This window comes from Noviherbaspirillum soli (genome assembly GCF_015352955.1).
GTDB lineage: Bacteria > Pseudomonadota > Gammaproteobacteria > Burkholderiales > Burkholderiaceae_D > Noviherbaspirillum_A > Noviherbaspirillum_A soli.
Map to the genome: position 1 here is coordinate 1 of NZ_JACYOX010000043.1, position 13,360 is coordinate 13,360.

Below are 13,360 nucleotides of genomic sequence, written 5' to 3' on the forward strand. Positions count from 1 at the left end.
GCCTGCATGCACTGCTCCGACGCGCCCTGCATGGCAGTGTGCCCGGTCGACTGCTTCTACCGCACCGACGAAGGCGTGGTGCTCCACGACAAGGACATCTGCATTGGCTGCGGCTACTGCTCGTATGCCTGCCCGTTCGGCGCGCCGCAATTCCCGTCCAACGGCACCTTCGGCCTGCGCGGCAAGATGGACAAGTGCACCTTCTGCGCCGGCGGCCCGGAAGCCGACGGCTCGCATGCCGAGTTCGAGAAATACGGCCGCAACCGCCTGGCCGAAGGCAAGCTGCCGGCCTGCGCGGAAATGTGCTCGACCAAGGCGCTGCTGGGCGGCGACGGCGACGTGGTGGCGGACATCTTCCGCAATCGCGTGCTGCGTCGTGGCAAGGGCAGCGAAGTCTGGGGCTGGGGCACTGCCTACGGCCGCGCGCCCAACAGCAATGCAGTGGCGCCCGTGCCTGCGCCGGCACCCGCCGCCACCAAGACATCGGTCGGGGTGAAGTCATGATGCGCGTCGCCCTGATAATGGCAGCTCTCCTGGCGCTGTCGGCCTGCAGCGAGCGGGAACAGACGCTGGCCGCCAACCGCAACAAGTCCCCCGACCAGCCATGGCAGGGCGCCAGGAACGAGTTTGTTGCGAAGAACTGGACCCCGAGCGACAAGGCGGGCTGGGAAACCCAGCTGCGCAACCGCGCGCAGACCCAGAACGAGTACAACAAGACCAACTGATGCCCTCTGTATCGGAGCAGCCATGAAAAAATGCTTAGCCAGCCTGGCGCTGGGTCTGTCGTTGCTGGCAACGACAGCCATTGCGCCCGCGCAGGACAAGACACCGGTGCCGCCGGGCGGCATCGTCGTCAGCACACCGCCGCAGTCGCCGCCCGGCATCACGTCCGCGCCCAGTCCCGGCTTTCCGGGCGTGGAATCGGCCGACATCCTGAAGCAGAACCAGGCCGAGCGCACCCAGGTGCAGCCCGGCAATGCCGCGCCGACCTGGCGCGTGGTCAAGGAAGGCACGACCAACTATTCCAGCCTGCCGGCGCTGGATGCAGGGGTGCTGATCCAGCCCAAGGCCCAGTTCCCGGGCCAGATGCGGGCCACCACCGCGGGCGAAGCCTGGCGCCAGTACCGCAACGGACCATTGACCAAATTCGGTGGTTGGCTATTGCTCGGGGCACTGATCCTGCTGGCCGCTGTCTACTTCATCGGAGGCAAGATCCGGATGAAGGCGCCGCTGACGGGCCGTCTGATCGAACGCTTCACCTCGTTCGAGCGCATCGTGCACTGGACCGTGGCGATCAGCTTTGTCACGCTGGCGGCGACCGGCATCACGATCCTGTTCGGCAAGTACGTTCTGATGCCTGTCTTTGGCCATACGCTGTTCGGCTGGATCAACTATGCCGGCAAGAACATCCACAACTTCGTCGGCCCGCTGTTCGCGGGTTCGCTGGTGGTGATGTTCATTACCTATGTGAAGGACAACATACCGGCCTTGTCCGACCTGCGCTGGCTGGCACGGCTGGGCGGGGTGCTGGGCAAGGGCCATCCGCCCGCCGGCCGTTTCAACGGCGGCGAGAAGGTGTGGTTCTGGCTGGGCGTAGTGGTGCTGGGCCTGATCGTCAGCGCATCCGGCTTCGTGCTTGACATGCTGGTGCCCGGCATCATCTACAGCCGTGGCAACATGCAGATCGCCAATGTGATCCACCTGACGGCAGCGGTGCTGGTCACCGCGATGTCGCTGGGCCACATCTATCTGGGCACGATAGGCATGGAAGGCGCCTATGCGGCTATGCGCCATGGTTATGTCGACGAGACCTGGGCCAAGGAACATCATGAGCTCTGGTACGAGGATATCGAAAGCGGCAAGGTGCCGCGGGTGCGTACCCAGGAAGGCGCGAATCGCGTCGGCACGCCGGTCAAGGCGGTTTGAGGAGGGATGGATGAATAAATTACTGATCGCCCTGTTGGGCATGTCCCTGGCCGGCGCGGCGACTGCCAAGCTGCCGCCGTTGAGCCCGGAAGCCCAGGCCAAGGCGGATGAAGCCAAGCAGAAGACCGCCTGGTCCGACAAGGTGGCGGCTTACCAGCTGTGCCAGGCGCAGGACCGCGTGGCTGCCGCTTACCGCAAGGCCAAGGGCGTGCAGCCCAAGGCGCAGGCCGCCGCTCCGGCGGATGCCGCTGCGGCACCGGCTGCACCGGCTGCCAGCGCAGCGCCCACGATTCCGCCTTGCCAGGACCCTGGTCCCTATGTCGCCGCCGCGGCCAGCGCCAAGGTCGGTGTCGCCGATTCGCTGCCGGTGCCGGCCGCCAGCAAGCCGGCTACACCTGCCGAAGCAAGGAAATAGGGCTGATCACGCATAGTTGTACCATGTGTAGTCGCCCCAAGCTCAGCAATGGCGCAGGTCGCTGCCATCGATCTGGACCAGTTCGCCGAAGCAGTACCGGCGGTCGCGTGGCCGATGAATCCGTGCCGGGCACTGACTACGCGGTACCCATAGGCCAACGTCAGACTGAGGTAGCCTGAGTTTTGTGGACACTCCCGTTTGATAAACTGAGTTAATGGGAGAAAGCATGACGAGAACAGATTTGAGGACCTATACACCCGAATTTCGCGCCGAAGCGGTCAAGGTCGTACTGGAACAGGGACTATCTCTAGAAGCAGCGGCGCAGCGGTTGTCAGTGCCCAAGGGAACGCTGGCGAACTGGGTCAAGGCCGCCAGGCGCGGGTCGACGACACTGGCATCTCCTCCCGGTAGCCGCAGTGCGGCCGAGCTGGAAGACGAGATTCGCCAGAACGCCGAAAACTAACGCTGGAAATGGTCCAAAAAACCCAAGCGGATCAGTACTGAGCCTTGCCAGTTTCTGTCCAAACGAACGGGGCCACCTCTATCGTCATTCTTTTTTCTGTGGATGTTCGCCGTCGATCAGGCATGTCGCGCATTTTTAGCTTGCCGTTTCCTTGACGTGGGATGCGCGGCTAGCGGAAATGGATTTTGGCACCTGCCAATGACGCGCGTGGGACGACATCCCCGCGCTGAGACTGACGCCCGGGCTCATGACACAACCTTCTATCGACCTGGTAACGGAGAGAATGTCCTCGACATCGCACGCCGCATATAACTGTTTCACAACCAGCTGATGCGGTTCCGGCAGGACTCCATTGCAATTTGCCATGCTGGAACAATACGGCTGTTACCGGCATGTCGCTCCAATTGTCGATTCAGCAAATCGCCTACCTGGCCGCAACCACACCCTGCAAGGTCGGGTTGGCGAACTCGTCCAGATGCGGTGCTGAGGCAGGCACTCGAAGAGCGTAGAGGAGAATCATTGCTGACAATGCCGGCGTCGTTCTATAATTCGTCAGTTTTGGTGCCCGCACACATGCTCTTGTGTGCAGTTAAACGGGAAATACGCTGCTCTTCAGAGCCATCGTATGCTGCCCCCGCAACGGTAAGCAAGCGTCTCCTTTTTGGTGACTCGCCGCCTCTAAAACCACTGTGCTTTTGCATGGGAAGGTCAGGCGGTGCGACTTGATAGCCCGGATACCGGCCAGAACAGGTGGAAATGCTGCGAACGGGGAAACTTCGCGTTGCTCACAGAATCGTGCTGCTATTGCACGTCTGTCAGTCATGGCTGTTTCGGTTTGCAACATTCCTTTTTTGATTAGCCGGCGGGGAGCCTGGCTGGTCTAACGTTGCCGAAAAATCCATCATGTTTTTCTATGTTTCACATCCTGCCATCGTCGCAGGCAAACGGTCAGCCCTTGTAATTTTCCTCTCATCCTTGTTTGCAGTCCCTGCAATCGGACAATCGCTTCCAGAAAAATCGCTCATGCCCGTGGTCGTTACCGCGACGCGCACACCGCAAAGTGCCTTCAATGTTCTCAGCGACAATACTGTCATTACCGCGGAAGATATTGCACATTCCGGTCAAACCTCGCTCGTCGGACTCTTGCAGCAACAGCGCGGCATCGAAATTACAATGGCGGGCGGACCCGGAACCAGTTCTTCCGTTTTTCTCCGCGGTGCAGATAACAAGCAGAGCATCGTGCTGATCGACGGTGTACGGATTGGATCCTCTACCTTGGGCGGTGCCACTTGGTCTTCGATTCCTTTGCCGCAGATTGATCACATTGAAGTTGTCTATGGGCCACTGAGCAGCTTGTATGGTGCCGATGCGATCGGCGGTGTGGTGCAGATTTTTACAAAGAAGGGGGATGGCCCACCGCGGTTGACTGCCTCGGCAGGCTACGGGAGTTATGCGACCCGTTCACTGGATGCGAGTCTTTCCGGCGCGACCGGTGGCGACCATAGTTTGCGCTATGCAATCAGCGCGGCGCATGAGGCATCCGATGGCTTCTCGGCGACGAAACCAGGCAATTTCTCCTACAACCCGGACAAGGATGGCTACAAGCGCGACAGCGCGAGTGGCCAGTTTGGCTACGCACTGGCAACAGACCAGGAAGTCGGATTTAATTTTCTGCACAGCCGGCTCAACGCCCAATTTGACAGTGGCACGTCACCCTATGATGCGCGCTCGATACAACAGCTTGAAAACTACGCGCTCTATTCGAAAAACCGGCTGACGTCAAACTGGACCAGTAGCCTGCAGCTTTCACGCACGGCCGACAAGTCAGGCACGGATACCAGAGCCGTCGCTACGGGCAAGAGTCAGATTGACACCACCCAGACTGACCTTAGCTGGCAAAACGATATCGTACTGGGCACCGATGTGCTGCAGTTGCTGGCTGAGCGGCGCAAGGAACAGGTGGATTCGACTTCAACGCCGGCGCTTATTGGCGAACGCGTCACCAATTCCATCGCTGCGTCGTACCAACTCAAGCGCGGACCGCATCTGGCGACCGCCAGCTTGCGCAATGACAACAGTTCGCAATATGGCTCTCACACAACTGGAGCAATCGGTTACGGATACCGGTTCACCAATGCATTGCGCGCCAACGCTAGTGCCGGCACCAGCTTCCGCGCGCCAACCTTCAACGAACTATACTTCCCTGGCTTCGGCGTAGCGACGAACAAGCCTGAAAAGGGCCGCAATGCGGAAGCCGGTCTCTATTATGACGACGGCCAGACACAAGCTAACGCCGTGTACTACCACAACCGGGTTCGCGACCTGCTGGTGACGGCCGCTGTCTGCCCAGCTGATCCTGCCGCCCATCCGTTTGGCTGCGCGTATAACGTCGACCACGCGCTGTTGACCGGAATTACCTTGGGAGCCGGCACCAAACTAGGTAATTTCACCCTTCGTGGCTCGCTTGACCTGCAAGACCCGCGTGATGAAACAACCGACAAACTGCTGGTTCGACGCGCCAGGCAGCATGGCACAGCGGCGCTTACCTACAATGCAGGCGCGGTCCAGAGTGGCGTGGAATTGGTGTTGTCGGGCAAGCGCTACGATGACAGTGTGAATAAAAACGTTCTTGGTGGTTATAGTTTGCTGAATCTCTATGCCAACTATGATTTCGCACCAGGCTGGTCGCTGTTTGGCCGCTGGAACAATGTCACTAACAAGAACTACGAGTTGGCGAAGAATTATGCGACGGCAGGCTCGAGCGTATTCGTAGGAATTCGGTACGCGATGAAATAGCTCCTGAGCTATTTGGACAGTAACCTGCAATACCAAGGCAGGTCATTCGTTCCCGACTGGAGGCCATCCAATGAGCGAATCAGTGCACGACAGCGGAAGCAGCGACATTAATGAACGGCATCGCGCGCGGATGGAGCGCAAGAAGGTGGTCATCGATGAAAAGATCCAGCAAGCAAACCGCACAAAAGGGGTGATCGTTGTCAATACAGGCAACGGCAAGGGGAAGAGTTCAAGTGGCTTTGGCATGGTGATCCGCGCCATGGGCCATGGCATGCAGGTGGGTATCGTGCAATTCATTAAGGGCGCGATGTCTACCGGTGAAGAAAAGTTCCTCCGGCGCTTTCCGGCGGAGGTCAGTTTTCATGCGATGGGCGAGGGCTATACCTGGGAGACCCAGAACCGCGAGCGCGATATTGAAAAGGCGGTGGCTGCGTGGGAACAGGCAAAAATATTTCTCGCTGATCCCGCGGTTGGACTGGTGCTGCTGGATGAACTCAATATCGCGCTGAAACATCGTTACCTCGATGTAGGGCAGGTCGTTGCGGACTTGCAAGCGCGGCCTGCCATGCAGCATGTGGTCATTACCGGCCGCGGTGCGCCGCAAGAACTGATTGCCGTCGCTGATACCGTTACTGAGATGCAGGCAGTCAAACATGCGTTTAAGGAGGGCATTGCGGCGCAGGAAGGAATCGAATGGTAAACAATACCGGTTTGCGCGCCCGAACCAGCGCAAGGATCGCATTGATTTCGGCGGCAGCTTCCGGCCAAGGCAAGACCACAGTGACTGCCGCGCTGGCACGCAAGATGGCAAAGCAGGGCCTCCGGGTGCGCGTATTCAAGACAGGGCCAGACTTCCTTGACCCGATGGTGCTTGAGCGCGCCAGCGGCTCGCCAGTGCACTGGCTTGATCTTTGGATTACCGGCCTAGAGCCGTGCCGGCGCCTGCTTGCCCAGGCGGCACTGGAAGCCGACTTGGTGCTGATTGAAGGCGTGATGGGCCTGTACGACGGTACCCCGTCTTCTGCGGACCTGGCGCGTGCATTTGGTGTGCCAGTGATTGCCGTTATCGACGCATCGGCGATGGCCCAGACAGCGGGTGCGCTGGCCATGGGGCTGCGGGACTATGGTCCGGTGCATCTTGCGGGCGTTATTGCCAACAGGGTGGCTAGTCCTGGCCATGCAGCCATGGTGGCTTCTTCGCTGCGCACTGTGCCTCTGCTTGGCAGCCTCCCGCGGCAGCAACAGTCACTGCCCGAGCGCCATCTGGGTCTGGTGCAGCCAAGTGAAGTTCATGATCTTGACGTGACGTTGGATCAGCTGGCTGAACAACTGTCACTGGACAGCCCCGCCTGGGCAGCGATGGACCAGGTCCACGTTGACGTGCCCGCTGCAGCGTCACCGGTCGAACTGCTGTTAGCCGGCAAGACGATTGCCATCGCGCGCGACGCCGCGTTCGCTTTCTTATATCCAGCCAATCTTGATTGTTTACGCGCGCTTGGCGCGACGCTGTGCTTTTTTTCGCCGCTGCGGAATGAGCCGGTGCCCTCGCATGCTGATGCGCTCTACCTGCCGGGCGGCTACCCGGAGTTGCATGGCGCCACGCTGGCCGGGGCGGCAGTTTGGCAGACCTCCTTGCGCCGGGCACATGCCGATGGCCTGCCGATCTGGGCGGAATGCGGTGGCATGATGGTCTTGGCCAGCACACTCACGGACCAGGAAGGCAGGGCATGGCCAATGACTGGCCTGCTGCCGGGAACGGTTTCAATGCAGCCCCGACTAGGAGGCTTGGGTCCGCAAGGAATGAATACGCCGCATGGATTGTTGCGGGGCCATACCTTTCATTATTCTCGACTGGACACGACCTTAGGGCCCGTTGCATACACCGTCAGGCATCCGTCCGGAGATGCAGGGGAGGCGGTCTATCAGGTCGGGTCATTGACCGCGTCCTATTTTCATGCGTACTTCCCCTCGTGTCCGGGCGCTGTCGCTGCATTATTCGCCGGGACAGGCGCCACGTGACGCGCGCGTTAATACTGGGCGGCTCCCGGTCCGGCAAAAGCGCGCACGCAGAAAGCCTGGCCAGCGGCTCGGGCAAGGACGTCGTCTACATCGCTACTGCCCGGGCAGGAGACAGCGAAATGGCGGCGCGTATAGGGCATCATCGGCAGCAGCGTCCGGCTGCGTGGGTGACGATTGAGGAGCCGATTGCATTGGGCGACGCCTTGCAGCGGTGGAGAGCGCCGCAACGGATTGTAATTGTCGACTGCCTGACACTTTGGCTGTCGAACCTGCTGTTCTCCGCGAAGGCGGCGTTTCCCGACATCGGCATGATAGAACTGCCTACCTTGCTGCAAGAGCAGCGTGCCAATTTCTTGGAAGCGTTGGCGCAACCCGGGGGCGACGTTGTTCTGGTGTCCAACGAAGTCGGCATGGGCATCGTCCCGCAAGGTGCTGTATCCCGCTGCTTCGCCGACGAATCTGGTCGCCTGAACCAGGCCGTGGCCAGCATCTGCGAGCGCGTGGTGCTGGTCGCCGCCGGCCTGCCGCTCGTGCTCAAGGCCAATGCATGCTGAGCACCCTGTCCGTTAGCGGCATTGCCTTGTGCGTGGCAGTCGGCGTGCTACTCGATTTACTGCTTGGGGAGGCACGGCGTTGGCACCCACTAGTCGGCTTTGGCCGCTGGGCTGCAACGATTGAACGCCACGGCAATTCCGGCGGGCACCGCACACTGCGCGGCGGGTTGGCTTGGCTGCTGGCCGTGCTGCCGCCGGTCGCGCTGGTGTGGATGGTCGCCAGCAGTATCTCTTCCGAACCGGCAGCTTATGCGCTTCATATTCTTTGCTCTATTTCTGTATAGCCTTGCGCAGCTTGCGAGATCATGTTTTGCCAATCGCGAATGCGCTCGAGTGGGCGACCTGACACAGGCGCGCATGCTGACTGGACGCATCGTCAGTCGCGATACTGCACAGGCTGAGCCGTCAGACCTGGCCAAGGCAGGCGCCGAGTCGTTACTGGAAAATGGCAATGACGCAGTGTTCGGCACACTGTTCTGGTTCGTCGTCGCCGGCGGACCTGGCGCTCTGCTGTTCCGGCTCGCCAACACACTCGACGCAATGTGGGGCTATCGCACTGCGCGCTTCCTGCAATTTGGGCGAAGCGCGGCGCGGATCGACGATGCGCTGAATTGGATTCCGGCGCGATTGACTGCGCTCTCTTATGCGCTACTGGGCGCAACGCTTGCCGACAAGCGTTGCGCATGGCGCTGCTGGCGCGTGCAGGCGCCCGCGTGGCCCAGTCCAAATGCGGGACCCGTGATGGCGAGCGGCGCCGGCGCACTGGGCTTGCTTTTGGGCGGCGCAGCGGTTTATGACGGCGTCATAGAACAGCGCCCGATACTGGACTGTGGACGGATGGCAGGCGCCAAGGACATCGGCCGCGCATGGCGCCTGGTCGCGGGAACCACCGTCATGTGGGTGGGCCTGATCGTGCTGGCCGGCCTCCTGGTTTGATAGAAGGAATGTCATATGCTTATCCATGGCGGTAACCTGCATGACGCAATCAACGCGTTTGGCATTGCGCGCGAGCACTGGCTCGACCTGTCAACCGGCATCAATCCCTGCGGCTATCCAGTTCCGGCCGTTTCCGCCGACGCTTGGCATCGTTTGCCGGAAGTGCCGGCCGAGCTGATCGCCGCAGCCATGCGCTATTACGGCGCACCGTTGATGCTTCCGGTCGCAGGAACGCAAGCTGCGATACAAGCGCTGCCGCGTCTGCGTGCGCCATCGCGGGTGGCGGTCGCAGCGCCGTCCTACGCGGAACATGCCTACCATTGGGGGCAGCATGGTCACCAAATCCGGCAGGTGCCCTATACTGAACTCGACCAGGCGGCAGATGGTAGCGACGTGATGGTTGTGTGCAATCCCAATAATCCGACGGGCGGGACTGACGAACCCGAGCGCTTGCTGGCATGGGCCGATGCGCTGGGTGCGCGCGGCGGCTGGCTGGTCGTGGACGAGGCGTTTGGCGATGTGACGCCGCACACCAGCGTCGCATCCTATTGCAGTCGGCCTGGCTTGATCGTTCTGCGATCGATAGGCAAGTTTTTCGGACTGGCTGGCCTGCGACTGGGCTTCGTTGCAGCCCAACCCAGCATGCTCACAACACTCACCGACCTGCTCGGTCCATGGACCTTTAGCGGCCCCGCGCAGTCCATAGGCCGAACCCCGCTGTCCGATGAAAAATGGCAGGCCGCCGCCCGCGTTCAGCTGCAGGCCGATGGTGAACGCCTGCGACAATTGCTCGCCTGGCATGGTATCGCCTCATCAGGTTGCGCACTGTTCCAGTGTTGGCCAGAGCCCCGACCTGATGCATTCAAGACGCATATGGCCGAGCGCGGCATCTGGGTCCGTCTGTTGCGAGATGCCGCGCGTGGCATTCGGCTCGGGCTACCGTGCAACGAAGCCGAGTTCGAACGACTGGCGCGGGCGCTCGCACAATGGAAGGAATCAGATCGATGAGAGCATTCTTGCTAAGTCCATGGCTGCTTGGCTGTTTTATTGCACTCAATGCATCGGCATCGATCAGCGTGCGCGACGACTACGGTAATTTGGTGGCGCTGCAGCAACCGGCCAAACGCATCATATCGATGGCGCCGCATGTGACCGAATTATTATTTGCCGCCGGTGGCGGAGACCGGATCGTCGGCGCAGTCAGTTACAGCGACTATCCGGAAGCAGCCAAGCGGCTCCCCCACATCGGCGACAACCGGCAAGTCGATATGGAGCGCATCGTCGCAGCCAAGCCTGACCTCGTGGTCATATGGCTGCACGGCAGCTCCGCACGTCAGGTTGAGCAGTTGCGACAGCTTGGCATTCCCCTGTTTTATAGCCAGCCCCACAAGCTCGACGATATTCCGGATAGCCTGGTCCGGCTTGGGCACTTGCTCGGCACTGATCAGAGGGCGAGCGAGGCAGCGGCCGACTTGCGGCAGCAACTAACGGCGTTAGCGATGCGCTACGAAAACCGGTCCAAGGTACGCTTGTTCTACCAAGTCTGGGACAAGCCGCTTTTCACCCTGAACGGCCAGCATATCGTCAGCGATGCAATACGCCTGTGCGGCGGCGAAAACATTTTCGCAGGAGCGAAAGCGACGGCGCCTACCGTCAGCGTGGAAGCCGTGCTGCAAGAAAATCCGGAAGCTATCATTAGCACCGGCGAACGCAGCCCCGCAGATGGCGGGGCTAGTCTGTGGAAGCCGTATTCCATGCTGACCGCGGTACGCCGCGGCAACCTGATGACCATAGACGGCAACCTCCTCGATCGCCCCGGGCCGCGCATGATCGCCGGCACCGCCGCATTGTGCGACCGCCTTGAACAGGTCCGCCTACATAGGAAAACCACGCAATGAGCCATTACCAACGCATCGCCTGCCTCTCTACCGAATCGGTCGAAACCCTGTACGCGCTCGGCGCCGAAGACTGCATTGCCGGGATTTCGGGATTTACTATCCGGCCGCCTCGGGCACGCGAAGAAAAGCCCAAGATCAGCGGCTTTTCCTCTGCCAAGCTCGACCGTATCCTGGCAGTGCGGCCGGACCTTGCAATTGGATTTTGTAACCTGCAGGCGGATATCTGCCGCGACCTGGCGCAAGCCGGCGTCGAAGTGCACCTGTTCAATCAGCACACCGTTGCTGGTATCCTGGGCATGGTACGGGTGCTCGCCGCGCTGGTACAGCGGACCGACGCCGGCGAACAGCTGGTCGCAGAGTTGGAGCGACAGATCGACGCGGCCCGCATGCTTGCTGCGCAATGGACGCGCCGGCCAACCGTCTACTTCGAGGAGTGGAACGACCCGCTGATGAGTGGAATCGGCTGGGTATCGGAACTGATTGCCATGGCCGGCGGTACTGATGCATTTCCGGAACTGGCCGTACACCAGCGCGCACAGCAACGCATTATTGCCGATCCGCAGGAAGTGGTGCGTCGGGCGCCGGACATCATCATCGGCTCGTGGTGCGGCAAGAAATTTCAACCCGAGTCGCTGGGCACCCGTCCCGGTTGGGACGCGATTCCGGCGTTGCAGAACGGGATGGTGTTTGAAATCAAGTCGGCCGATATCTTGTCGCCTGGACCGTCAGCCATCACAGAAGGCTTGCGGCAGCTCAGCATGCGGGTCGCGCAGTGGCAGGCCTTGCAGCCGGAGCCGGCATGACCTTTCCCTTCCGTACCCTGATGGTCCAAGGGACAACGTCGGACGCGGGCAAAAGTACCCTTGTCGCAGCGCTATGCCGCCTGCTGAAGCGGCAAGGCATCAAGGTGGCGCCGTTCAAGCCGCAGAACATGGCATTGAACAGTGCAGTCACTGCCGACGGCGGCGAGATTGGCCGGGCGCAGGCGCTCCAGGCGCTGGCCGCGGGCGTGGCGCCGCACACGGATATGAACCCGGTGCTTCTCAAACCGTCGAGCGACACAGGGGCGCAGGTCATTGTCCATGGCAAGGTGCGAGCCGACATGAATGCGCGAGATTATCATCGGTATAAAACGATTGCGATGCAGGCAGTGCTGGAATCCTATGGGCGCCTCGTGCACCGCTATGAAGCGATTATCGTGGAAGGAGCGGGCAGTCCCGCCGAAATCAACCTGCGCGATCGCGACATTGCCAATATGGGGTTTGCCGAAGCAGTCGACTGCCCGGTCATCCTGGTCGCCGATATCGATCGCGGCGGCGTGTTTGCCCATATCGTCGGCACACTGGCATGCCTGTCCGGTAGCGAACGTCGGCGCGTCATCGGCTTTGTGATTAATCGCTTCCGCGGTGACTTGTCGCTGCTCGAACCAGGCCTGGAATGGCTGCGGCGCGAGACCGGCAAGCCGGGGCTGGCGGTGCTGCCATACCTTCACGGCCTGTCCCTGGACGCGGAAGATGCGATTGCGCCGGCACAGGCGTCCGGCGGCAAATTCAGGGTTGTCGCGCCGGTGCTACCACGAATCAGCAACCATACTGATTTTGACGCGCTGCGAGCGCATCCGGACGTCGACCTTTCATTCGTTGGTCCGGGCCATCCGATTCCCGCGGCCGACCTGATCATCCTGCCCGGCAGCAAGAACACCCGTGCCGATTTTGCATGGCTTGTCGAGCACGGGTGGGCCGAGACTGTACTGAAGCATCTACGCTACGGCGGCAAGGTCATAGGGATTTGCGGTGGCTTTCAGATGCTCGGCAAGGTGATAAATGACCCGCATGGTGTCGAGGGCACGCCCGGATCTTCGAAAGGACTAGCCCTGCTCGACATGGCGACCGAACTGACGACCGAGAAGCGACTGGTGGAGGTCAGCGGTCACTGTGTGTTTGCAGATGCGCCAGTGCGCGGTTATGAAATTCACGTAGGAATCTCGACTGGGATGGCATTGGGCAGGCCAGCTTTCGCTATCGGCGGCAAGCCTGAAGGCGCCATGTCAGACGACAACCAGGTGCTCGGCACGTATCTGCACGGTATTTTTGATCAGCCGCAGGCCTGCAACGCTCTTCTGCAATGGGCCGGGCTGGACACGAACAGCGCAGTCGACATGGCTGAGCTGCGCGAGATTAGTCTCGACCGTATTGCGGACGCCGCGTTGCCACTGCTTGGTGCGCTCGCTGCCATGGGGTCGAGTCAAAAGAAGAAAACAACAAATCACTCCTTAGGAACAAAATGACGAATCCCTACCAATTCCGTGAACAAGAAATGGCAGGTGTCTATCGCGCCATAAACGAACGCCGTG

At 60.7% G+C, this 13,360-nt stretch carries 14 protein-coding genes, 1 pseudogene and 1 riboswitch; all 15 genes and pseudogenes read left to right on the forward strand.

Features of this window, described 5'->3' with window-relative positions; translation table 11 throughout:
• A partial coding sequence (locus IGW04_RS22200; RefSeq protein ID WP_194715286.1) for a 4Fe-4S dicluster domain-containing protein occupies positions 1–504 on the forward strand: 504 nt, incomplete at its 5' end.
• Positions 505–521: 17 nt separating this feature from the next.
• Positions 522–725 (forward strand): hypothetical protein, encoded by a 204-nt coding sequence (locus tag IGW04_RS22205; protein ID WP_228527316.1) that lies wholly within the window; start codon positions 522–524, stop codon positions 723–725.
• Positions 726–747: 22 nt separating this feature from the next.
• Positions 748–1,926 carry a formate dehydrogenase subunit gamma gene (locus tag IGW04_RS22210; RefSeq protein WP_194715288.1) on the forward strand — a complete coding sequence of 393 codons (1,179 nt, stop codon included), beginning with the start codon at positions 748–750 and terminating at the stop codon, positions 1,924–1,926.
• A gap of 10 nt (positions 1,927–1,936) precedes the next feature.
• On the forward strand, positions 1,937–2,341 hold the full coding sequence (locus IGW04_RS22215; protein ID WP_194715289.1) for a hypothetical protein: 405 nt from the start codon (positions 1,937–1,939) through the stop codon (positions 2,339–2,341).
• Positions 2,342–2,567: 226 nt separating this feature from the next.
• A pseudogene (locus IGW04_RS22220) lies at positions 2,568–2,789 on the forward strand (transposase); the annotation flags it as partial.
• Between the two features lie 557 nt (positions 2,790–3,346).
• Positions 3,347–3,564: riboswitch (cobalamin riboswitch) on the forward strand.
• 143 nt (positions 3,565–3,707) lie between these two features.
• Positions 3,708–5,600 carry a TonB-dependent receptor plug domain-containing protein gene (locus tag IGW04_RS22225; RefSeq protein ID WP_194715291.1) on the forward strand — a complete coding sequence of 631 codons (1,893 nt, stop codon included), beginning with the start codon at positions 3,708–3,710 and terminating at the stop codon, positions 5,598–5,600.
• Between the two features lie 70 nt (positions 5,601–5,670).
• A complete protein-coding gene (gene cobO, locus IGW04_RS22230) occupies positions 5,671–6,300 on the forward strand; it encodes a cob(I)yrinic acid a,c-diamide adenosyltransferase (protein ID WP_194715292.1) in 630 nt (209 codons plus the stop codon).
• Positions 6,294–7,619 (forward strand): cobyrinate a,c-diamide synthase, encoded by a 1,326-nt coding sequence (locus IGW04_RS22235; RefSeq protein WP_194715293.1) that lies wholly within the window; start codon positions 6,294–6,296, stop codon positions 7,617–7,619. Before cobO ends, IGW04_RS22235 begins: the two co-directional genes overlap by 7 nt.
• Complete coding sequence (gene cobU, locus IGW04_RS22240; protein WP_194715294.1) at positions 7,616–8,173, forward strand: bifunctional adenosylcobinamide kinase/adenosylcobinamide-phosphate guanylyltransferase; 558 nt, start codon at positions 7,616–7,618, stop codon at positions 8,171–8,173. Before IGW04_RS22235 ends, cobU begins: the two co-directional genes overlap by 4 nt.
• Positions 8,167–8,457: a cobalamin biosynthesis protein gene (locus IGW04_RS26080; protein ID WP_267253711.1), complete on the forward strand. Its 291-nt coding sequence runs from the start codon at positions 8,167–8,169 to the stop codon at positions 8,455–8,457. The genes cobU and IGW04_RS26080 overlap by 7 nt, the downstream gene beginning before the upstream one ends.
• A complete protein-coding gene (gene ampE, locus IGW04_RS22245) occupies positions 8,423–9,109 on the forward strand; it encodes a regulatory signaling modulator protein AmpE (protein WP_267253712.1) in 687 nt (228 codons plus the stop codon). The genes IGW04_RS26080 and ampE overlap by 35 nt, the downstream gene beginning before the upstream one ends.
• Before the next feature lie 15 nt (positions 9,110–9,124).
• On the forward strand, positions 9,125–10,117 hold the full coding sequence (cobD, locus tag IGW04_RS22250; protein WP_194715295.1) for a threonine-phosphate decarboxylase CobD: 993 nt from the start codon (positions 9,125–9,127) through the stop codon (positions 10,115–10,117).
• Positions 10,114–11,007: a cobalamin-binding protein gene (locus IGW04_RS22255; protein WP_194715296.1), complete on the forward strand. Its 894-nt coding sequence runs from the start codon at positions 10,114–10,116 to the stop codon at positions 11,005–11,007. Before cobD ends, IGW04_RS22255 begins: the two co-directional genes overlap by 4 nt.
• Entirely contained in the window at positions 11,004–11,810 is an 807-nt protein-coding gene (locus IGW04_RS22260; protein ID WP_194715297.1) for a cobalamin-binding protein, read from the forward strand. The genes IGW04_RS22255 and IGW04_RS22260 overlap by 4 nt, the downstream gene beginning before the upstream one ends.
• Positions 11,807–13,294, forward strand: a complete 1,488-nt coding sequence (locus tag IGW04_RS22265) for a cobyric acid synthase (RefSeq protein WP_194715298.1) — start codon at positions 11,807–11,809, stop codon at positions 13,292–13,294. The genes IGW04_RS22260 and IGW04_RS22265 overlap by 4 nt, the downstream gene beginning before the upstream one ends.
• Positions 13,295–13,360 lie beyond the last annotated feature (66 nt).